The organism is Streptomyces xiamenensis (genome assembly GCF_000993785.3).
Lineage (GTDB): Bacteria > Actinomycetota > Actinomycetes > Streptomycetales > Streptomycetaceae > Streptomyces > Streptomyces xiamenensis.
Window position 1 is genome coordinate 1,456,914 of the sequence record NZ_CP009922.3, and the last position, 20,846, is coordinate 1,477,759.

The following is a 20,846-nucleotide window of genomic DNA, read 5'->3' on the forward strand; positions in this document are numbered from 1 at the left end:
CGGCGCCCGGGGATGGGCGGGCGGCGGCGGCCCCGGTCGGTGGGGGTGCGGGCCGGCGGCTACGGGGTCACGCGAGCCGGATGACGTTCCACGACAGCGGCTCCAGGGTGGCGCTCAGGGTGCCGTCGGTGAGCGTCGTGCCGGTGGCCGCGTGCGGGGCGACCCGCTCGGTGTTCTCCAGGGTGTTGCGCGCGTCGGGGTCCTCGTCCGAGAGCACCGAGTGCTCAACGACCCGGGTCAGGTCCAGGCCGTGCAGCACCGCCTCCAGCGGCAGCGCCCGGGTCTGGCTGCGGTTGACGGCGAAGATGGTGACCTCGCCGGTCTCGTCGTTCTTGACGGCCGTGGTGTGCAGCAGGTCGACCGTGCCGAACTGCTCCGTCTCGTACGTCGGGGAGTCCGGGCGCACGTCGAGCACCGTGCCGCGCCCGTACTTCGAGGCCGCCGCGAAGGGGAAGTAGGTGGTCTGCTTCCACGCCGGGCCGCCCGGCTCGGCCAGGATCGGGGCGATGACGTTGACCAGCTGCGCCAGACAGGCGACCTTCACCCGGTCCGCGTGCCGCAGCAGTGCGATGAGCAGCGAGCCGAAGACGACGGCGTCCACCACGCTGTAGTGGTTCTCCAGCAGGCGCGGCGCCTCGGCCCAGTCCTCCTGCGGCGGGTCGGTGTGGGCCGGCGCCTCGGGGTTCATGTACCAGACGTTCCACTCGTCGAAGGAGAGATTGATCTTCTTCTTCGACTTCAGCTTGGCGCCCACGTGGTCGCAGGTGGCGACGATCTTCTCGATGAAGGACTCGGTGTCCACGGCCGAGGCCAGGAAGGAGTCGCGGTCCCCGTTCCGCTCCTCGTAGTAGGCGTGCAGCGAGACGTGGTCCACCAGCTCGTAGGCGTGCTCCAGGACGGTGGCCTCCCACTGCGCGAAGGTGTCCATCCCGGAGTTGGAGCTGCCGCAGGCGACGAGTTCGACACTCGGGTCGATCTGCCGCATGGCGCGCGCCGTCTCGGCGGCCAGCCGCCCGTACTCCTCGGCCGTCTTGTGGCCGGTCTGCCAGGGTCCGTCCATCTCGTTGCCCAGGCACCACAGCTTGATGTCGAAGGGGTCCTTGTCGCCGTGCGCGGCGCGCAGGTCGGACAGGGCGGTGCCGGCCGGGTGGTTGGCGTACTCCTGGAGCTCCAGGGCCTCCGCGACCCCGCGCGTGCCCAGGTTGACGGCCATCATCGGGGTGCCGCCGACCTTGCGGACGAAGTCGATGAACTCGCTGAGCCCGAACTGGTTGGACTCGGTGGAGCGCCAGGCCAGGTCCAGACGGCGCGGCCGGTCCTCCTTGGGGCCGACGCTGTCCTCCCACTTGTAGCCGGAGACGAAGTTGCCGCCGGGGTAGCGGATGGCGGTGACGCCCAGTTCCCGGACCAGGTCCAGGACGTCGGTGCGCAGTCCGGCGGCGTCGGCGGCGGGGTGCCCGGGCTCGTAGATGCCGGTGTAGACGCAGCGTCCCAGGTGCTCCACGAAGGAGCCGAAGAGCCGCGGGTCCACCTCGGAGACGGCGAAGGCGGGGTCGAGGGTGAAACGGGCGGTCGTCTGCTGAGCACTCATGCGGGTCCCTGACTGACTGAACGGTGTTGTTCGATGGTGTTCGTTATTTCGTACATCGGTCGCAGCTTCGAACAAAAAGAAAATCTAAGGCGGGATGGAGCCGGCGTCAACGGGGTCCCGCCGACCGCGCCGGCCACTGGCCAGTAGTCGATATACCGAACGGAGATCGCATCTGCGAACGTGCGCCGCAACGCACCGCACCGGAGAACCGCCGCGGCACAGGGTCAACCGCCCGGGAGCACGAAGCCGGAATCCCGCCCACGGCCGCGCACAACGGAGCCCGGGCGCAACGCCGTCGGCGTCCCACCCGGGCTCCGGCACGCGCCGTCGGCGCCGGCCCCGACCGCGCGCCTACAGGCGCACCAGCATCTTCCCGGTGTTCTCGCCGCGCAGCATCCCCAGGAACGCGTCCAGCGTGTGCTCGACGCCGTCCACCACGGTCTCCTCGTACTTCAGCTCACCCGACCGCACCCACGCGCCCGCCTGCTCGACGAAACGCTCGCGCAGACCCTGGTGATCGCCCACCAGCATTCCCTCGATCCGCAGCCGCTTGCCGATGACCTGGCTCAGGTTGCGCGGGGCGGCGGGCGGCTCGGTGGCGTTGTAGAGCGAGATCATTCCGCAGATCACCGCCCGGCCGTGGACGTGGAACGCGTCGATCGCCGCCTCCAGGTGCTCCCCGCCCACATTGTCGAAGTAGACGTCGATGCCGTCCGGGGCCGCCTCCCGCAGCTGCTCGGTGACCGGCGCCGGGTCCTTGTAGTTGAACGCCGCGTCGAACCCCAGGTCCTCGGTCAGCCAGCGCACCTTCTCCGCCGAGCCGGCGCTGCCGACCACCCGGCCCGCGCCCAGCAGCCGGGCCAACTGCCCCACTTCGCTGCCCACCGCGCCCGCCGCGCCGGAGACGAAGACCGTGTCGCCCTCCGTCAGCCGGGCCACCGCCACCAGCCCGGCGTACGCGGTCAGGCCGGTCATCCCCAGCACCCCCAGATAGGTGCTGAGCGGGGCGTCACGCTCCGAGACCCGCCCGGCCCGCGCCGCGTCCACCACCGCGTGCGAACGCCAGCCCAGGCCGTGCAGCACATGGTCGCCGGGCGCGAACCCGGTGACCCCCTCCCCCACCGCCAGCACCTCGCCGACCGCGCCGCCCTCCATCGGCTCCTCCAGCCGGTAGGGCGGCACGTACGAGGGCACGTCGTTCATCCGGCCGCGCATGTAGGGGTCGACGGACAGGTAGACGTTGCGTACCAGCAGCCGGCCCGGGCCCGGCGCCTCCAGCGGGATCTCGCGCAGCGCGAAGTCCGAGGAAGTGGGGACACCATGCGGGCGGGCGACCAGATGCCAGGCGAGAGCGGTGCTCGGCAGGGACACGGAGAACCTCCGGGTGGGGGGGACGGCTCAGGAGCGCCGCGGCACGGTGCGCACCGCGGCTCCCTGGTCAACCTTCCCCCCGGCAGGGACATTCCGCACCAGCGGAAGCGCTCCGGCTCAGCCCGCGAACGCCGGCTGCGGCAGCCCGCTGCCCGCGCCCGGCAGCACCAGGACCGAACCCGCCAGCGGCTCGGCCGCCGGATCGGTGCCGGTGGCGGCGGTGGTGATGTACAGGTCCGTCAGGTCCGCGCCGCCGAACGCGCAGGCGGTGGGCTGCGAGACCGGCACCGGGACCGTACGGTCGAGTTCGCCCGCCGGGGTGTAGCGGAGCACCGCCCCGCCGCCCCAGAACGCCACCCACACACAGCCGTCGGCGTCCACCGTCAGCCCGTCCGGGTCGCCCGGCATCGCACTGGTGTCCACCAGCGGGGCCCGGCGCACCTCGCCGTCGTCGGAGAAGGTGAGGATGTCGATCCGCTTGGTGGGGCTGTCGACGTAGTACGCCCGGCCACCGTCCGGGCTCCAGCCCAGACCGTTGCTCACGGTGACCTCGGGGAGGAGGGTGTGCACGGTGCCGTCCGCGTCCACCCGGATGAGCGTGCCGCCGCCGGTGGCCTGGTCGTAGCGCATGCTGCCGGCCCACAGCGAGCCGTCGGGCGCGACCGCCGCGTCGTTGGCGCGGCGGCCCGGCACGACCTCGCGGTGCAGCCAGCGGAAGCCGGTGCCGTCCGGCTCGTACAGGCCGATGCCGTCCCGCAGATTGACCACCAGACCGCCGCCGGCCCGGGGTTTGGCGGCGCCGACGTGCTGCTCGACCGGCAGGACGGTGTTCGTGCCGCCCGCCGGGTCGTGGGAGTGGACGCGGGAGCCCAGGATGTCCACCCAGATCAGCCGCCCGGCCGCCGGGTCCCAGGTCGGGCCCTCGCCCAGCTCCGCCCGCGCCCGTATCGCGATGTCGAGTCCCTGCCCAAGGTGCTGTGCCACGCGAACCCTCTCCCTGAAGTGTGCGGTCAGTCCCGGTTGCCGGTGTGATGCCCGAGCCGCTCGGACAGATCGGCCGCGCCGCGCGCGGCCAGCTCCGCCAGTTCCCGCTGCCGTTCCTCGCTCCAGCGGATCATCGGCACCGAGACGGACAGCGCCGCCACCACCCGGCCGGCCCGGTCCCGTACGGGGGCGGCCACACAGCTCACATCGGGGTTGGACTCGCGCTGCTCGTAGGCGATGCCCCGCTCCCGCACCCGCGCCAGCTCGGCGCGCAGCTCCTCGGGGGAGGTGAGGGAGTTGGGGGTCATGGCGGTGAGCCGGGCGGGGAGCCGGGCGGCCAGGTCCTCGGGCGGCAGGGTGGAGAGCAGCATCTTGCCGACGGCCGTGCAGTGCGCGGGCAGTCGGCGGCCGGTGGCGGAGACCATCCGTACGGCGTGGGTGCTGTCGACCTTGGCGATGTAGATGACGTCGGCGTCCTCCAGGACGGCGACGTGCACGGTCTCCCCGCAGGTCTCGGCGATGGCGCGGGCGACCTGCTGGCCCTCGGCGGCGAGATCGAGCTGCTCGGCGTAGCGGCTGCCGAGCTGGTACGTGCGCACCCCGAGGCGGTAGCGGCCCGGCTGCTCGGGGACCGGGACGAGATAGGAGCGTGCTGCCAGCGTGGTGACCAGCTCGTGGACGGTGGTGCGCGGGAGCTGGAGCCTGCGGGTGATCTCGGGCGCGGAGAGCGTGCCGTCCCCGTCGAGGAACAGCTCCAATATGTCCAACGCACGGCTGACCGCCGGTACGCGACGCCCCATGACCGCGGCCTCCGCTCGCTCACTGTTCGGCATGCCGGTCAGATGCCGGAATGTCGAACAGCACGCTACCGAGCCGGGCCCTTCCCCGGCAAGAGGCGGCGGCCGGGTGGCGACGGGGGCCGGGCTCCCTCCGCTCAGGCGACCTCTTCCTCCGCGGCTGCGGAGCGGCGCACCTCGCGCAGCTTCTCCGCGACCGGGTCGGGCAGCTTGTCGCCGGCCCGGTCCACAACGGCGCCCGCCGCCATCGCCGCCGCCTGACGCCCGGTCTGGTTGGCGGTGTCCATGCCGTTGCGCACGGCGGGCCGGTCGAGGAACCGGCGGGCGGCGTCCGCCAGCTGGTCATACCGCTCGCGCCCGGCCCGGGCACCGAGCACGTAGCCGACCGCCGCACCTGCGACGAAGATGAGCTTGCGCATGGGGATGCGTCCTTTCTCGTACGGACTGTCCGTCGTACTTATGGGCGCCCCGGTCACCGATTTCGAAGCACCGCCTCACATGCGCTAATGTATTGCCCGCAGCGAGGGAACGCTTCCGCAGAACAACGGGAGGCAGACCCGAGCGGCGCAGTCCCCTGTAGCTCAATTGGCAGAGCAGCCGGCTGTTAACCGGCAGGTTACTGGTTCGAGTCCAGTCGGGGGAGCATCACTCGAAGGGCCCCGTTCAGGGGCCCTTCGGCGTTCTCCATGCATCACCGCCCGCTGACCGGGAACCGATCAACCCATGACCGCCGTCGTAGCCTCCGTACAACCGCCCCAGTCCGGGCGGGAGATCGTATGAGCAGCTATGCTGCGGCAGACGGCGCGCACATGTGTGCGCGGCTCGCCGTTGATGGGGCGGTAGCTCAGCCGGTTAGAGCAACGGACTCATAATCCGTCGGCCGTGGGTTCGAGTCCCACCCGCCCCACCTCAGCAGGCCAGGAGCATCCGCTCCTGGCCTGCGGCATGTCCGCCACCCGGGTGCCGCCGGGCACCACCCGAGCTCGCGGCGCCACGCGTTGGGCGCGGACGGACGGGCCGACGGGCCCGGAGCGGTTCAGCCCGCGGAGGCGTCCGGGCGGGCCGTGGGGCACACCTCACCGGGCGCGACCACCAGTTCGAAGTGCCACATCTCGTTCGCGTACGTCTGGCACAGCCCGTACCGCGCGCCGTTGCGGACCATCCAGTCGGCGCCGTCCGTGTAGCCGATGTCCACGGCCTCCCCCGTGACATGGCGGGAGAGCTCCGGAGTGCTCACCCAGCGCCTGGCCTCCTCCTCACTCCCGTACACCCGGATCGCGTTGTCCAGCAGCTCCCGCTGATAGGAGGCGCTGCGCCGACCCGAGGTCACCACCAGCTCCACGCCGTCCGCCGCGGCGTCCTCGGCGGCCGCGTGCAGCGCCGCCCGCAGCCCGGGCTCCAGCCCGGTGATCGCCCAGTCGTCCGCGAACGGGGAGATCGGTGCGGACAGGAAACCGCTGTCCTGCGATCCCCCGGGCGGGCCGCCCGCCGGATCCGGGCCGCCGCCGGGGGAAGCGGTGGCCGTACAGCCGGCGAGCGTGCCCGCCAGCAGCACGGCCACCATGCCCAGCGGGGCGGCGCCGGGGCGGCGATGAGTGACGCGGTCCATCGATGGCTCCCTCCCGCGGCGGCCCTCGCCGCGTGACGGGGGCCATCCCACGCGCCCGCACGTTGCGCGGCCGTGAGCCCGCCGGCTCACATTTCCGCAACACGGCCGCTGCCTAGACTGGCCGGGCCGAAGGGAGGGAGAACGGAACGTGCGCGTGCTGGTGGTCGAGGACGAGGAGTACCTGGCCGAGGCCCTGCGGGAAGGGCTGCGGCTGGAGGCGATCACCGCCGACATCGCCCTGGACGGGGACACCGCGCTGGAACGGATCTCCGTCAACGACTACGACGCCGTGGTGCTCGACCGCGACATCCCCGGCACCCACGGCGATCAGGTGTGCCGGGTCATCGCCGAGAACCACCCGGCGGTGCGGGTCCTCATGCTCACCGCGGCCGCCCGGCTGCGGGACAAGGTCGGCGGCTTCGAGCTGGGCGCCGACGACTACCTCACCAAACCGTTCGCCCTGGCGGAGCTGGTGGTACGGCTGCGGGCACTGGGCCGCCGGCCGGCCGCCTCGGCGCCGCCCGTGCTCACCTGGGGCGAGCTGCGTCTTGACCCCTTCCGTCACGAGGCGTACCGGGCCGGCCGCTACCTGCGGCTGACCCGCAAACAGTTCGCGGTGCTGGAACTCCTCATGCGGGCCGGCGGCGGCCTGGTCAGCGCCGAGACGATGCTGGAGAAGGTCTGGGACGAACACGCCGACCCGTTCTCCACCGCGCCCCGGGTGACCGTCTCGACCCTGCGCAAGGCGCTCGGCGACCCCGACCCCATCACCACCGTGCACGGATCCGGGTACCGGCTGCGGAAGCCGGCTCCGTGACGCAGCCGCTCCCTCTCCCGCCGCGCGGCCCCCGGGTGAGCGCCCGGCTGCGGCTTGCCCTGGGCTACGCGGTCTTTCTCGTCGCCGCCGGAGCCGTCGTCCTGGCCGGGGTCTACATCGTGCTGCGCCAGGTGCCGAACTATCCGCTCACCGCGGCGAACCCCCGGGACCGCGCGTACGCGCCCAGCCGCCAGGAGATCCTGGAAACCCTGGTGGGGGTGTCCGGCTATCTGCTGGCCGCGCTCGCCGTGGTCGGGGTGGTGGGCGGCTGGTTCCTGGCCGGCCGGGTGCTGCGCCCGCTGCGGCGCATCAACGACGCCGCCACCCGGATCGCGGCGACCGGCGCCCTGGAGCACCGCATCGGGCTCCGGGGCCGCAACGACGAGTTCCGGCAGCTGGCCGACTCCTTCGACGCCATGCTGGGGCGGCTCCAGGACTCCTTCGCGGCGCAGGAACGGTTCGCCGCGAACGCCTCCCACGAGCTGCGCACCCCCCTGGCGGTGACCTCCACCCTGCTGGAGGTGGCCCGCCGCGATCCGGCCGGGCAGGACTACCCCCGGCTGCTGCGACGGCTCACCGACACCAATGAACGCGCCATCGCGGTGACCGAGGCGCTGCTGCGGCTGGCCGACGCCAACGAGGTGACGGCGGCCCGCGACGACACCGACCTCGCCGCGGCCGCCTCGGCCGCCCTGGCCGAGTGCGCCACCGAGGCCGAGGGGGCCGGGGTCCGGGCCCACGCCGACCTGCGCGCCGCGCCGGTACGCGGGGACGCCGAGCTGCTCGCCCGGCTCGCGGTGAACCTGGTGCAGAACGCCGTACGGCACAACCTCCCCGACGGCGGCGCGCTGCGGGTGGGCACCCGGCACGACCGCGCGGCCGGCACGGTCACGCTGCGGGTGGAGAACACCGGGCGGCCGGTGCCGGCCGAGGACGTGGCGCGGCTGCGCGAGCCGTTCCTGCGCGGCGCGGGCCGGGTGGCGGCGGGGCCCGGGCCAGTCCCGGCCCCCGGCGGGACCCGTGGGCACGGCCTGGGGCTGGCGCTCGTCGACCGGATCACCCGGGTCCACCACGGCATGCTGACCCTGCTCCCCCGCGAGGGCGGCGGTCTCGTCGTCACCGTGGTGCTGCCCGCCCGCCCGGTCACCGGCGCCACCGTTCCATGACGGAGTGCAGCCGCAGCAGTTCCAGGGCGGGCGGCGGCCCGGCCTGCCCCGTGTGCGCGGCCAGCGCGGCGTGCCGGGCGGCGCGTACGCCCCGGGGGAGCCGTGCGTACGCCACCTCGCGCAGCAGGGGCCGCCGGAAGCCGAACCGGGCGGTGCCGTCGGGCGCCGGTGCGCGGGGGGCGAGGATGCCGCGCGCGGCGAGTTCGCCCAGTGCCTCGGCCGTCTCCTCGGTGGGGTGACGGCGCAGCGCGGCGAGGGTGTCGGCGCGGATGTCGTCGCCGATCGCGGCGGCGTCCTGGACCACCCGGGCGAGGCCGGCCGGCAGTGCGTCGAGTTCGGCGCCCAGCATCCGGCGTACCCGCCCGGGGATGAGCGTGGTCCGCGGGTCGCGGGAGAGCGCAGGGGAGCCGGGGCGGCGCAGTGCCATGCGGACGAACTCGGCGGCGATCAGCGGGTTGCCGCAGGCGAGCGCGGTCACCGCCTCGGCCAGTTCCCGCGCCGGCCCAGCCGCTTCCGGCTCCGCCTCCACGTCCGGGAACGTGCTCGCCGCCAGCAGCGCGTGGACCAGTTCGGCCACCGCCGGGTCGGACAGCGGGGCCAGGGCGAGGGGCACCAGCCGCGGGGCGGTGGCGGTCCCGCCGGCCGCCGGGGCCCACGCCGGGCGGCGCCGGAACAGTTCGGGGCGCGCCGCGGCGATCACGGTGAGCCGCTGTCCCGGCCGTCCGGCCGGGTCCACGGCCCGGTCCACCAGGCGCAGCACGGCGTCGTCGGCGGTGTGCAGATCGTCGATGAGCACGATCACCCGGCGCTCGGTGGCCAGCCGTTCCAGCAGGGTGTGCCACGCCGTCATCACCTCGTCGGCGGGCACCGTCCGTTCGTGGTCGGGGACGTGCCCGATCACGATCAGCAGCAGGGCGAACAGCCGGGCGGCCTCGTCGGCGTCGTCGGCGACGCGTTCGATGACCGTCCACAGCTTGTGCCGCGCGGTGCCGGGCGGGTCCTCGATCTCGATGCCGCAGGCGGCGCACAGTTCGGTGGCGACCGTGAACAGCGGGCTGTCGTCGACCGTGCGGGGGGCGAGGTGCGCCAGCAGCGGGCGCGGGCGGCGGGGCATGTCCCGCTCGGTGGCCAGCCGTTCGCACGCGGTCAGCAGCGCGGTCTTGCCGAGCCCGGCCCCGGCCACCACGAGCGCGGCGTGCGGCCCGTCCGCGCCGGGGACGCCGTCCAGCAGGGCCGCGAGGGTCCGTAAGCTCTCCGTCCGTTCCAGGAGCGGTACCTTCTCCCCGGTGTCCAGGTCGCTTCCGCGCATGCCCCGTACGGTCCAGGCGGCCGAGGAGACCCGGGCGGGCCGGCAGTCGAGAGCCGAGCAGGTCTGTTCGCGCGTGGTCTCACCGACCCACACCTCGTCCAGCGGTACGAGCGGCAGCAGCGCGTGCGCACGGTCGAACACCGCGCTGGTGACCGCCGGGGGGACGGCGTCCTGCGGCCGGTGCTGGACCACCGCCTCTCCGGTGTCGATCGCGGCCCTGATCCGCGGCCGCCGCTCGGGGTGCCGGCCCCAGCGCAACCGCTGCCGGATCGCCAGGGCCAGCTGGACGGCGCGCAGCGGCTCGTCGCCGCGGGCGCGTCCGGCGCCCAGCACCACCAGCCAGGAGGAGCCGATCCGGGAGGTGACGGTGCCGCCGAACCGGCCGGCCTCCTCGCCGATGACCGCCTCCAGCGCGGCGCTCTCGGCGTCGACGCGCTCCAGATCGCCGTCGTCATCGCCGGCGGGGAAGGAGATGTTGATCAGGGCCGCGGTGACCTCACGGCACTCGCGCACCGGCGCCGGCGGGGCGGGCGGGGGTACCGGCGGGGCACCGGAGCGCTCCGCCGCAGGGGCGGCGGGTGCGGCGGGCTCCGGCCGGCCGCGCACGAGGGTGGGGGCGGGGGCGAGGGCGGTGTGTGCCCCGCCCGGCGGCCGGGCCGGGTCCAGGTCCAGGGCCGGGTCGCCGACGAGGATCGCCCGGTGCAGTTCATGGAGCCGGCGACCGGGCTCCAGGCCCAGTTCCTCGGCCAGTTCGGTGCGGATCGCGGCGTACACGTCCAGTGCCTCGGAGCGCCGGCCGCCACGGTGCAGCGCGAGCATGAGCTGCCCGGTGAACGGTTCCCCGCGCGGCTCGGCCCGGGTGATCGCTCGCAGCTCGGGGAGCACGCTGTCGTGCCGGCCCAGGGCGAGTTCGGCGTCGAAGTACTTCTCCAGGACGTCGAGGCGTGCCGTCTGCGCCGCCTCCAGGTCGGGCCAGCGCACGCCCGTCTCGACCAGATCGGAGAGCATCGGGCCGCGCCACAGGGCGAGCGCCTCGCGCCAGCGCAGTGACGCGGTGGCCACCGCGCCCTCCCGCATCCTGTCCCGGCCCTCGGCGGCGAGCGTGTGGAAGCGGTGCAGGTCAAGGGCGTGCGGGGGCACGTTCAGCTGATAGCCGGGCGGCCGGGACCACAGGGCGACGGGGGCGGCGGGCCTTCGCCCGTCCGCCGCGTCCGAGGTCTGCGGCGCGCCGGCCGGGTCGGTGTCCAGCAGCCGTCCCCGTAACCGCCACACCGCGTTCTGCACCATCTTGCGCGCCGAGGCGGGGGCCGGGCCGCGCCACAGCGCGGCGATCAGCTCGCTCGTCGCCGTCACCCGGTTCGGCCGCAGCAACAGGTATGCCAGGACGGCCCGCTGGTGGAAGCCGCCCAGCCGTACCGGGGCGCCGCCGCGCAGCACCTCCAGCGGGCCCAGCAGCCGGAACCGCAGCTCCCCGGGGTCCGCGCCGGCCCTCACCCGCGCGCCCCGCCCGGGCCCGTCCGGGCGGGTAACGGGGCGGTCGTCCGGTCGTCCATGAGGTCCACTCCTTCATCGCGGTACGCACGTGCCGTACGCGGTCCATGACATGCCATCAGGTGAGCCGCGAGCAAGGTGGCGCGGTCCGCGCGGGCGGGCCCGCCCCGGCCGCTACCGGACGGGCTCCCGCACCGCGCGCACCACCCGGTACTCGGCCAGGTCCACCCGCCGGGTCGCCCTGCGGAACTCGGTCGTGGTGCCCGGCCAGTGCGTGACGTCCCGGCCCTCGTGGTCCAGGTAGGGGCTGTCGCAGCCGGTCTCCCACACGGTCCTGGCGAGCTTGCCGCGCATCCGCGCGTTCCAGGCGCGCAGCGCGTCCGGGGACGGGTCGAGCGCCACCCCGCCCGGCTCGCCGACCGGCTCGGCCAGTTCGTCGAGCCGGTGCAGGAAGTCGGCGAGATAGCTGAGCTGGGCCTCGATCATCAGCACCTTGGAACTGGAGGAGGACACCGCCTGCGGCCCGCCCATCATCAGCAGGTTGGGGAACCCGGTCATGGTCGTTCCGCGCAGTGCCTGGATGCCGCCGCCCTTGTCCCACGCCTCCGCCAGCGTCGTACCGTCCGCCGCGGCGATGCGCCGGGTGATGGGCCGGCCGACGTTGTGAAAGCCGGTGGCGAACACGATGGTGTCCGCCTCGTGCGTGCTGCCGTCCTGCCCGATCAGGGTGCCGCCCTCGACGCGGGCCAGCCCCGAGGCGACGACCTCGACGTTCTCCTGGGTGACCGCGGGATAGAAGGTGTTGGAGAAGGTCACCCGCTTGCAGCCCATCCGGTGGTCGGGGGTGAGCTTGCGGCGCAGCTCCGGGTCCTTGACGCCGAACCGCAGGTGCGCGGCGACGAGCTTCTCGGCCAGCGCCAGTTGGCGCAGCCGCCGGGTCAGCAGATCGCTGCGGACCTCGCCGACCGCCCAGAACCGGCCGCGCTGCGCCAGCCGCAGGAGCGGCAGCCGCTCGTACAGCCACTGTTCGGCGCGCGGGTGGGGCCGGTCGAACTTGGGCAGCACCCACGGCGCGCTGCGCTGGAAGAGCGTGACCCGCCGCACGGTGGGCTGGAGGGCGGGAACGATCTGGGTGGCCGAGGCGCCGGTGCCGACCACGGCGACGCGCCGCCCGGCCAGGTCGCGGTCGTGGTCCCAGCACGCGCTGTGGAAGGCGGCGCCGGGAAAGGTGTCGAGGCCGGGGATGTCGGGGATCTTCGGGGCCGAGTGCATGCCGGCGGCCGTCACCAGGACATCGGCCGTCAGCTCGCCGCGGTCGGTGGTGAGGTGCCAGCGGGTGTGCTCGGGCTGCCAGCGGGCGGCGGTGACGGCGGTGTTGAGGTGGATGTGGCGCCGCACGTCGAAGCGGTCGGCGACCCGTTCCAGATAGGCGAGGATGTCGCGCTGGGCGGAGAACACCCGGGGCCAGCGGGGATTGGGGGCGAACGAGTAGCTGTAGAGGTGGGACGGTATGTCGCAGGCGGCGCCGGGATAGGTGTTCTCGCGCCAGGTGCCGCCGAGCGATCCCGCCGCCTCCAGGACGGCCAGGGAGTTCACGCCCTCCCGGCGCAGCCGCACCGCCGCGCCGAGCCCGCCGAAGCCGCAGCCGATCACGGCGGCCCGCACATGGCCGCCGATCCGGTCACTCATGGTGTGTGCCTTCCTTCGCGTGGGTGCGGCCCGGCGCCGGTACGGGCCGGGCCGTGCTGCTGCCGGCGCCGCTCGTGCTCGTGCCTGTGCCCGCGCTCACGGCCGCTCGGCGACGATGCCTCCGTAGGGCCACTTGTCGTGATCGGCGGCGTCGGGCAGCACCCGGAAACGGCCGAAGCCCGCGCTCTCCAGGGAGGCCGTCCACTCGGCCATCGTGAGGTAGCCGGGGTTGACCCGGCGCGGCGGATCGAGTTCGGCCCGGTAGAAGCTGTGCAGCGTCGACTGGAAGAACTCGAAAGGGAAGAACTGCCCCGGGCGGCCCCGGCTGCCGAAGGTGAACACCAGCCAGCCGCCCGGTTTGAGGATCCGGCGGCTGTGGCTGAGTACCTGGTGCAGGTTCGCCACGTCGTACAGCACGCTCTCGTAGATCACCAGGTCGGCGGCCTCGTCCTGGAGATAGGGCACATCGTCGTACGCGTCCAGGTCATCGAGGTCCACCCGGTCGAAGTGCATCCGCTCCACCAGCTCGGGCAGTTCGGCGGTGAACGTCCGCCGGGCCTGCTGCATCAGGGAGCGGCTGACGTCGGTGAACCCGTACGAGGCGAGGTGCGCGGTGCGTTCCCGGAAGCCCTCGATCGTCAGCGCCTCGCGCAAGGTGGCGCCGATGCCGGCCCCGCCCTCGAAGACGACGGTGGGCTCGCCGGAGCGCAGCCGCAGATCGAGGGCGCGGGCGGCCAGCTTGCTCGGCGCTCGCTTGGGGCCGGCGTCCACCATGAGGTGGTGCCACAGCCGCTGCGTCTCCTCGGCGCCGTACGCCTCCTCCAGCAGCACAAGGCCGTCGCGGCCGCACAGCACGCCGCCGACCACGCTCTCGAAGTACTTGATGACCTCCATCGTCGGCGAGCCGGTGACCCCGGGGCCCAGGAACTGTTCCTCGGACATCCGGGCGCGGGCCGCGAGTTCGGGGGTCGGACGGCAGGTGTCGCCGTTGATGATCAGCTCGCCGCGGTCGGCGAGGTAGTCGAGGAGCTTCTTGCGGAAGTAGAACGGCTGGCGGGCCATCGCGCCGGCCGGCGGCTCGGCGTCCGGGTGGTACGCGGCGGGCCCTTCGGCGAACAGGTGCGTCATGGCGACGCGGGCGAACAGCAACGACGCCTCGTGCCTGGCCCGTTCGATCTGCTCGGTGTAGGCGGGCGTGTAGACGTCGGCCATGCTGAGGGCGTCGATGCCGGGGCCCGGTTCGGTCCTGGTGGTCATGGCTGTGCCATCCATTCGGTCAGCGCGTCGGCGACCGCCTGCGGCCGCCGGGCCCAGTGGTAGTGGCTGGGCTCCTTCAACCGGAGCTGTTCGAGCGAGAGTTCGCGCAGGGTGACGGGGGCGGCGGTGACCTTGTCGGCGATGTGCCGCAGCCCGGCCGGGGGGACGAGCGGGTCGTGTGCGAAGCCGACGAAGAGGGTGGGGACGGTGCTCTTCGCCAGGGCGGCCTCGTAGTCGATCTCGGTGCGGGAGAGTTGGTAGCGGCCGGTGCGGCCCTCCCGTACCCAGTCGTGGATCACATGCCGGGCCTCGCGTCCGGCGAACGGGAACCACTTCGGCAGATAGCCCCACAGCGTGGCGACGACCCCGGTGAGCCGGACGCCGAAGTAGCGGCGCGCCGCGTCCTTGCCGGTCACGACGCGGTGCCAGGCGGTGCCGGTGCCGATGACGGCGGCCCGCGAGATCCGCTCGGGGGCGGTGGCGCTGTACAGCAGGGCCAGCTGGCCGCCCAGGCTGTGCCCGGCCAGCACGAGCTGTTCGACGCCGAAGGCGGCCCTGACCTCCTCGATGATCGTGGGCAGTTCGACCTCCAGCAGGTCGGCGTAGCCCCAGGTCCTCCGGCGGCCGGGGCGCACCGAACTGCCGCCGTGGCCCCGGTGGTCGGCCAGCGCGACGTGCGTGCCGTTCTCCACCAGCACATCGGCCAGCACCTCGTAGTAGCCGGCCCGTACGCCCATGGCGGGCAGGAACAGCACGACGGGCGCGGCCGGGTCCTCGGCGGGGAAGAGCCGGACGGTGGTGGTGCTGCCGTCGGCGAACGTCACCACCAGATCGCCGGGTTCCGTGGGAGCTTCCCGTTCCTCAGCCGGCCCCATGGGTCGTCCTTTCCGCGAGGGGGAACCGCGTCACGGAGAACAGCAGGTTCCGGTCGTAGAGCTGGTTCAGCAGGTCGAGCGCGGTGCGGTCCACCTCGTCGAGTACGGGGGCGGCCGGGAGAGTGCCGGCCTGCTGGGCCAGGTGCCGCAGGCACAGCGCCAGCCAGCCGCCGTCGTCCAGGAACCCGGCCGACGGGCCGTCCCGCTCGGCGTCCTCGGGGCTCAGGGGGCTGTGGTGCCGCGCCAGCCAGCGCCAGGCGCAGGCGCCGGCGGCGTGCAGGTGGGTGTAGCGGGCCGCCAGGTCGTAGGCGGCGGCGCCGCGCCGCTGTCCCGGATCGCCCGCGAGGGCCGCGGCCTCGGCGTCCAGCGCGGCGCGCGCGGTGCGCAGGTGTTCGGTGAGGTCGAGCAGCAGGGCGCGCCGGGCCGGGGTGAGCGCGGGTACGGGCTGTTCGCCGCCGAGCAGCGCGGCGAGGTGGTCGAGTCCGGCGGTGACGGCGTCCTCGTCCGTGTCGAGGGCCATGCGTTCCGGGTCGAGCGGGGCGGGCGCGGTGGCCGGGGGCCCCGGGGCGTACAGGGCGGGCAGCCCCTCGGTGCGTACGGTGCCGGCAGCGCGGGCCTCCGCGAGCGGGGTGAGCTGGTCGGTGAGGCCGCCCAGCACCACCGGGGTCGAGCCGTCGAACAGTCCGGTGACGGCGCAGTCCCGGCGCATCTTCTCGAAGACGGCCTCCTGGAGCTGGTCCTGGCCGGTGAGGTAGGAACGGGCGCCCAGCACGACGCTGAGCGATTCGATGGCGTCCATGGCGCGGTGCGGGATCAGGTACTTGGCGCACAGCGACTGGAGCGGCAGCTGGTCGGGCCGGTCGTGCGCGGCCCGGCAGGCGCCGGCCGCCACGGTCTCCCCCACCAGCAGATCGGCGAACGCGTCGATCAGCCGGCGGGCCACCGGTTCGAGGTCGTGGACGGGGGCGTCGTACAGCCGCCGGTCGCGGGCGAAGGCCAGGGTGTGGCGCAGACAGGTGTCGAGGGCGCCGAGGGCGAGGCCGGAGACGAGTACGCGGGTGATCTGGAAGGTCTCCAGGATGGTTTCCAGTCCCGAGCCGACCCGGCCGATGGCGTCGGTGCCGCGTACCCGCAGGCCGGTCAGGGTCAGGCCGCCGATGGCGCTGCCGCGCAGGCCGTGGGTGGCGACCTTCGGCAGCCGCCGCCAGGCGGTGCCGTCGTGCGGGGCGGTGGCCAGGAACAGGGTCAGGCCGCGCGGGCCGCGGCCGGTGCGAGCCGTCACGGTCGCGGCGGCGGCGTGTCCGGTGTTGTTGATGAGCCACTTCTCGCCGTCGATGCGCCAGCCGTCGCCCTCTCCCTCGGTGTCGGGGACGCGGGTGGCGGTGGTCTCGCCGGCCACCAGGTCCGCGCCGTGCTCGCGCTCGCTGAGCGCGAAGGCCACGAAGCCGCCGGCCCGCAGCAGGCGCGCGACGCTCTCCTTCTGCGCCGCGCTGCCGCGCAGCCACACGGGCAGCGCCGCCAGCAGATTGCTGCCGAGCGCGATGGCCGCCGTCAGGTCACGCCGGGACAGCACCCGGCACAGTTCGAACGCCTCCTCGATACCGCGCAGTTCACCGCCGCACTCGGCGGGGATGAGCCACTCGGCGACACCCCGGTCCAGGGCGGCGCGGCACAGCCGCTCGGGGAACGCGGCGTGCCGGTCGGCCTCCAGCGCCTGCGCGAAACCGCCGGGGAGTCGCGCGTCGTACGGGTCCGCGAGGGCGTGTTCGAGCGAGAGCGCCGCGGAGCCGGTGTGGGTCGGTGTCGTCACCGGGACTCACCTCCTTGTGCCACCAGTTCGAGCCCGGCCGGGCCGTCCGCCGGCTCGGTGCCGGGCCGCGCGAGGCGGGCCACGTCCTCCCACAGCAGGCGGGCCGTGCCGGCCGGCATCCGGCGGCCGGGTTCCAGCAGGGCGGAGATCCCGGATCCCAGCCAGGGCGCCGGCGGCCCGTCCGCGGCCGGCGCGCTACGGGCCAGGCAGGTCGCCGCGAACAGCCGCGCGTAGCGGTCGGCGAACTGCTGCCCGGCCAGCGAGCGCGGGTCGAGCGCGTCCCGCGCCTCGGTACGTACCCGCGCTGCGGCGGCGCGCAGCGCGGCGGCGGCCCGGCACAGGACGCCGTCCCCGTGTGCGGCGCCGAGGCGCTCCAGGACGGCGGCGGTCTCCTCGACGCCGGCCGTGACCGGGTCGTCGTCCGCGAACGGGCCGGTGTCCTGGCCGAACAGGGACGGCAGCGGGCCGCCGCGCGCGAACAGGGCGTCCGCCCGCCGGGGATCGGCCGGGGCGTCCAGGCACGACGCCTGGGCCGCCAGCGAGCTGAGCACGACCGGCTCACTGCCGTCGAACAGTCCGAACAGCCGTACGTCGCGCCGGAGCTTCTCGAAGAGCCCCGACCAGTGGCCCTCGCGCAGGTACGAGCGGGCGCCGAGCACCACGGACAGCTTCCGCATCCGGGCCTCGACGACCTTGGGCACCAGGTACTTGGCGACGGCCGAGGTGACCGGCACCAGGTCGGGCAGCACGTGCGGCGCGCGGGCGCAGGCCCGCGCCACGGCCTCGGCCGCCCGCAGATCGACCAGGGCCGCGGCGAGTTCCTCCCGCACGTACGGGATGTCGGTGGCCGTGCCGCCGTACAGCCGGCGTTCGGCGAGGAACGCGGTGCAGCAGCGCAGCGCCGTGGCGAGCACGCCCAGGCTGAGTACCGGGACGAGGGTGCGGGTCACCGACAGGGAGGCGGAGGCGAGTTCGAGCCCGGCGCCGGCCCGTCCGATCAGCGCGGACGCGGGCACCCGGGCGCCGTGGAAGCGGATGCCGCCGATCTGCGCGGCGCGCACCCCGTGGGTGGGGACGCGCGGCAGGATCTCGTACGACGCGGCGGGCAGTTCCTCCAGGTCGACCAGCACGAACGACAGGCTGCGCATGCCTGTGCGGTCGGGGTCGCGGGCGAGCAGGCACACGAACCGGGCCTGGGCCGCGTTGTTGATCAGCCACTTCTCGCCGTCGATGACGTATCCGCCGCCTTCGCGGCGCACCGTCGTCTCGCTCGCCAGCAGATCGGCGCCGTGCGCGCGCTCGGTGATGCCCAGCGCCACGTACGCCCCGCCCAGCACCGCGTCCGCGACCTGGCGGCGCTGCGCGGCGCTGCCCGCCAGCCACACCGGCATCGCGGCGCCCAGTGGCGAGTTGGCGATGAGGGTGACCGCCGGATCGCGTTCCGCGATGACCCGGCCGATGGTGAGGAGGTCCTCCAGGGAGGTCAGCCGTCCGCCGTGCTCCGCCGGCACTTGGTACGCGCGGTAGCCCCAGCTGTCGAGCGCCGCCAGCGACTCGGCGGGGAAACGCTGTTCGCGGTCGTCACGGACACTGGCGGCGTAGGTGAGCGGCCCCTCGGGGCGCAGCGGATCGCCGAGGTGGGCGGCGAGCGCCCGCGCGCGGCGCGCGGCGTCCGGGCCCTCGCCGGTCAGCCGAGCGATGGCGCACCTCCCCGGCCGGCCCCGGCGGCGGGCAGCGCCTCTGCGGCCGAGACCCGGGCGACGACCTTGCGCAGCGTGCCCTCCAGCAGCCGACGGCGCATCAGCAGCCGCTGGAACTTGCCGCTGGTGGTACGGGAGATGGCCAGCGCGGGCAGCAGCACCACGTCGACGGAGGCACCGCCCAGCACCTCGGCGGCCGAGCGCCGGATGGCGGCGACGGTCTCGGTGTACGGGCCCTCGGTGGCGACTTCGGCGAACACGCACAGCCGCTCGGGCAGCCCGGCGTCCGGGTCGGCGGGCAGCACGACGGCGATCGCGGAGCGGCGGAAAAGGCCGGGGGCGTCGCGTACCGCGTCCTCGATGTCCTGCGGGTAGTGGTTCTGCCCGGCGAGGATCAGGATCTCCTTGCTGCGCCCGGTGATGTGCACGCAGCCGTCCGCCAGGTAGCCGAGGTCGCCGGTGCCGCGCCAGCCGCCCGGCAGCCCGGACGGTGCGGGCTCGCGGTAGTAGCCGGCGGTGACGGCTTCGCCGCGGATCTCGATCTCGCCGACCGCGCGTTCGCCCACCACCTCGCCGTCGGCGGTGACGCGGACCTCGACGCCGGGGGCGGGGGTTCCGCAGTTGACGACGCCCCGCGCGCCGGTGGTGGCGGGGATGGCCTTGCGCTCGTCGTTGAGCGCGGCGCGGTCCACCCAGTCGATGGTCGGGGGCCGGCTGTCGGAGTCGAAACTGACCGGCAGGGTGGCCTCGGCCAGCCCGTAACAGGGCACCTGCGCCTGGGCCCGGAAGCCGGCGGCGGCGAAGTGCCGGGCGAACCGGCCCAGTCCCTCGGGGTCGATGGGCTCCGCGCCGTTGAGCGCCAGCCGTACGCCGGACAGGTCGAAGCCCGCCACCTCGTCCGCCGGTACCGCCTCGACCAGGTACTGGTAGAAGAAGTCCGGGCCGACCAGGATGGTCGCGCCGGCCGCGCAGGACGCGGCCAGCCACTCGGCCGGCTGCTTGACGAAGTCGCGCGGCGCGGACACGCACACCCGGATGCCGCTGCCCAGCGACGCCAGTGAGCCGAACAGGCCCAGGTCGTGGGAGAGCGGCAGCCAGTGGCTGATCACATCGGTGGTGCGTGGCCGCAGGGCGGCCGGGATGATGCGCAGCGCGGCCAGCACGTTGCGGTGGGTCAGGGCGACCCCGCGCGGGTGGGAGGTGCTGCCCGAGGTGTACTGGATGAGGGCGAGGTCCCCCGGGTCACGGCCGGGCGGGCGTACGTCGCCGGGAGCGGCCGGCGCGGACGCGCGGGCGGTGCGCAGCAGTTCGCTCAGCGGCTGGGTGGTGACATCGGGCAGCACCTCGGCCAGGACCGGCACCGCGTCGTCGTCGGCGAGAATGAGGGCGGCTCGGCAGTCCTCGACGATGTGCCGCAGCCGGGCGGCGGACGCCTGGTTGCGGCCGGCCCGCGCGGAGACCGGCACGGCGATCGCGCCGACCGACACGATGGCGTTGAGCACCGGGAAGAAGTCGGCGGGGGAACCGGCCGGGAAGACCACCGGGGCGCCGGGTTCGACGCCGCGGGCGCGCAGCTCGGCGGCCAGGGCCAGCCCGTCGCGCTCCAACTGACGGAAGGTGACGGCCTGCTGGGGGTCGGTGGCGCCGATCAGCTGCTCGGGATACCGCTCGGCCGCGTACGTGAACAGGCCGTCGAGCAGGGTGACGGAGGCGGGCACGGCGGGAGCGAGCCCCGGTGCGCCGCCCGTGCCACTCGTACCGCTCACGCCGCTTCCCCGGAGACGGTGGCGGCGCGCTGCGCGGCGATCTCCTCCACCAGCCGGCCCAGGGAGACGCCCTGGAAGAAGAGGCTGTCGTCGAGTTCTATGTCGAAGCGCCGCTCGACCTTGCCCGCGACCCGCAGCAGCTTGATGGATTCGACCATGCCGAGGTCGGACAGCACGGATTCCCGGGTCACCCGCTCGGCCGGTACCCGCAGCGTGTCGGACACGATCTGCCGGAGCGTCTCGAAGATCTCTTGTTCGTCGGATGAGTACGCCATGGTGAGGAAACCGTCCTGTGCGTCGACAAGGGGCTGGGCGCTGTCGTGGTGATCGAGGTGGCGCATGGTGGAGCCGCACAGCGACCGTATTGACTGGCCCCCATCCGCCGTTCTTCCCGTGGTAATCGGCCGGCGGGGCGGCCGATGGACGGGCGATGACCGGCGCGTGGACGGGCGTTCCGCCGCTACGAACGGGCACGGGCGGCCACGGGAGAGCTGGAACGGGGCCCGCGCCGGGCAGTGCTGCCCGGTACTGCGCAACCGCCTTCAACGGCGGCGGGCGCCGTGCGATCATGTCCCCCCTGGAACGTTCGTCCTGCCTTGGCAATGTCGCCAACG

16 protein-coding genes and 2 tRNA genes are annotated in these 20,846 nt (G+C 74.1%); 4 read left to right on the plus strand and 14 right to left on the minus strand.

Annotated elements, in window-relative coordinates; all coding sequences use genetic code 11:
• Window positions 1-67 precede the first annotated feature (67 nt).
• From arfA to SXIM_RS06705, 5 genes are all read right to left on the minus strand, one after another.
• Complete coding sequence (arfA, locus tag SXIM_RS06685) at window positions 68-1,591, minus strand: arabinosylfuranosidase ArfA (RefSeq protein ID WP_030726183.1); 1,524 nt, start codon at window positions 1,589-1,591, stop codon at window positions 68-70.
• Between the two features lie 351 nt (window positions 1,592-1,942).
• Complete coding sequence (locus SXIM_RS06690; protein WP_030726180.1) at window positions 1,943-2,962, minus strand: NADP-dependent oxidoreductase; 1,020 nt, start codon at window positions 2,960-2,962, stop codon at window positions 1,943-1,945.
• 117 nt (window positions 2,963-3,079) lie between these two features.
• Window positions 3,080-3,946 (minus strand): SMP-30/gluconolactonase/LRE family protein, encoded by an 867-nt coding sequence (locus SXIM_RS06695; RefSeq protein ID WP_046723262.1) that lies wholly within the window; start codon window positions 3,944-3,946, stop codon window positions 3,080-3,082.
• 26 nt (window positions 3,947-3,972) lie between these two features.
• Window positions 3,973-4,746, minus strand: a complete 774-nt coding sequence (locus tag SXIM_RS06700; RefSeq protein WP_030726165.1) for an IclR family transcriptional regulator — start codon at window positions 4,744-4,746, stop codon at window positions 3,973-3,975.
• A 134-nt stretch (window positions 4,747-4,880) separates the two neighbouring features.
• On the minus strand, window positions 4,881-5,162 hold the full coding sequence (locus tag SXIM_RS06705) for a hypothetical protein (RefSeq protein WP_030726162.1): 282 nt from the start codon (window positions 5,160-5,162) through the stop codon (window positions 4,881-4,883).
• Window positions 5,163-5,313: 151 nt separating this feature from the next.
• Here SXIM_RS06705 and SXIM_RS06710 point away from each other — a divergent pair.
• Window positions 5,314-5,386: transfer RNA gene (locus tag SXIM_RS06710), tRNA-Asn, on the plus strand.
• Window positions 5,387-5,576: 190 nt separating this feature from the next.
• Window positions 5,577-5,650 (plus strand) — tRNA-Ile (locus SXIM_RS06715).
• 129 nt (window positions 5,651-5,779) lie between these two features.
• Here SXIM_RS06715 and SXIM_RS06720 read toward each other — a convergent pair.
• Window positions 5,780-6,352: a M15 family metallopeptidase gene (locus SXIM_RS06720; RefSeq protein WP_046723264.1), complete on the minus strand. Its 573-nt coding sequence runs from the start codon at window positions 6,350-6,352 to the stop codon at window positions 5,780-5,782.
• A gap of 148 nt (window positions 6,353-6,500) precedes the next feature.
• Between SXIM_RS06720 and SXIM_RS06725 the strand changes: the two genes are divergently transcribed.
• The gene (locus SXIM_RS06725) at window positions 6,501-7,169 is read left to right on the plus strand and encodes a response regulator transcription factor (protein ID WP_046723266.1); all 669 of its coding nucleotides are present in this window, start codon (window positions 6,501-6,503) and stop codon (window positions 7,167-7,169) included.
• Window positions 7,166-8,335: a sensor histidine kinase gene (locus SXIM_RS06730; protein ID WP_046723267.1), complete on the plus strand. Its 1,170-nt coding sequence runs from the start codon at window positions 7,166-7,168 to the stop codon at window positions 8,333-8,335. The genes SXIM_RS06725 and SXIM_RS06730 overlap by 4 nt, the downstream gene beginning before the upstream one ends.
• On the opposite strand, the gene SXIM_RS06735 is transcribed toward SXIM_RS06730, so the two are convergent.
• The 8 genes from SXIM_RS06735 to SXIM_RS06770 form a co-directional block, all read right to left on the minus strand.
• The gene (locus SXIM_RS06735) at window positions 8,313-11,138 is read right to left on the minus strand and encodes an ATP-binding protein (protein ID WP_053116110.1); all 2,826 of its coding nucleotides are present in this window, start codon (window positions 11,136-11,138) and stop codon (window positions 8,313-8,315) included. The genes SXIM_RS06730 and SXIM_RS06735 overlap by 23 nt on opposite strands.
• Window positions 11,139-11,309: 171 nt before the next feature.
• Window positions 11,310-12,824 carry a flavin-containing monooxygenase gene (locus tag SXIM_RS06740; RefSeq protein ID WP_030726149.1) on the minus strand — a complete coding sequence of 505 codons (1,515 nt, stop codon included), beginning with the start codon at window positions 12,822-12,824 and terminating at the stop codon, window positions 11,310-11,312.
• A gap of 96 nt (window positions 12,825-12,920) precedes the next feature.
• On the minus strand, window positions 12,921-14,081 hold the full coding sequence (locus SXIM_RS06745) for a class I SAM-dependent methyltransferase (protein ID WP_046723269.1): 1,161 nt from the start codon (window positions 14,079-14,081) through the stop codon (window positions 12,921-12,923).
• Window positions 14,078-14,956 carry an alpha/beta hydrolase family protein gene (locus SXIM_RS06750; protein ID WP_053116112.1) on the minus strand — a complete coding sequence of 293 codons (879 nt, stop codon included), beginning with the start codon at window positions 14,954-14,956 and terminating at the stop codon, window positions 14,078-14,080. Before SXIM_RS06750 ends, SXIM_RS06745 begins: the two co-directional genes overlap by 4 nt.
• Window positions 14,943-16,766 (minus strand): acyl-CoA dehydrogenase family protein, encoded by a 1,824-nt coding sequence (locus SXIM_RS06755; RefSeq protein ID WP_053116114.1) that lies wholly within the window; start codon window positions 16,764-16,766, stop codon window positions 14,943-14,945. The genes SXIM_RS06750 and SXIM_RS06755 overlap by 14 nt, the downstream gene beginning before the upstream one ends.
• On the minus strand, window positions 16,763-18,277 hold the full coding sequence (locus SXIM_RS06760) for an acyl-CoA dehydrogenase family protein (RefSeq protein ID WP_053116116.1): 1,515 nt from the start codon (window positions 18,275-18,277) through the stop codon (window positions 16,763-16,765). The genes SXIM_RS06755 and SXIM_RS06760 overlap by 4 nt, the downstream gene beginning before the upstream one ends.
• A gap of 176 nt (window positions 18,278-18,453) precedes the next feature.
• Complete coding sequence (locus tag SXIM_RS06765; RefSeq protein ID WP_053116117.1) at window positions 18,454-20,232, minus strand: AMP-binding protein; 1,779 nt, start codon at window positions 20,230-20,232, stop codon at window positions 18,454-18,456.
• Window positions 20,229-20,573, minus strand: coding sequence for an acyl carrier protein (locus SXIM_RS06770; protein ID WP_030726132.1), 345 nt, complete (start codon window positions 20,571-20,573; stop codon window positions 20,229-20,231). The genes SXIM_RS06765 and SXIM_RS06770 overlap by 4 nt, the downstream gene beginning before the upstream one ends.
• Window positions 20,574-20,846: the final 273 nt, after the last annotated feature.

Coding starts and splice junctions, on each gene's coding strand:
- SXIM_RS06740 (WP_030726149.1), bottom strand. CDS start 12,824: ATGAGTGACCGGATCGGCGGCCATGTGCGGGCCGCCGTGATCGGCTGC.
- SXIM_RS06700 (WP_030726165.1), bottom strand. CDS start 4,746: ATGGGGCGTCGCGTACCGGCGGTCAGCCGTGCGTTGGACATATTGGAG.
- arfA (WP_030726183.1), bottom strand. CDS start 1,591: ATGAGTGCTCAGCAGACGACCGCCCGTTTCACCCTCGACCCCGCCTTC.
- SXIM_RS06770 (WP_030726132.1), bottom strand. CDS start 20,573: ATGCGCCACCTCGATCACCACGACAGCGCCCAGCCCCTTGTCGACGCA.
- SXIM_RS06705 (WP_030726162.1), bottom strand. CDS start 5,162: ATGCGCAAGCTCATCTTCGTCGCAGGTGCGGCGGTCGGCTACGTGCTC.
- SXIM_RS06720 (WP_046723264.1), bottom strand. CDS start 6,352: ATGGACCGCGTCACTCATCGCCGCCCCGGCGCCGCCCCGCTGGGCATG.
- SXIM_RS06750 (WP_053116112.1), bottom strand. CDS start 14,956: ATGGGGCCGGCTGAGGAACGGGAAGCTCCCACGGAACCCGGCGATCTG.
- SXIM_RS06745 (WP_046723269.1), bottom strand. CDS start 14,081: ATGACCACCAGGACCGAACCGGGCCCCGGCATCGACGCCCTCAGCATG.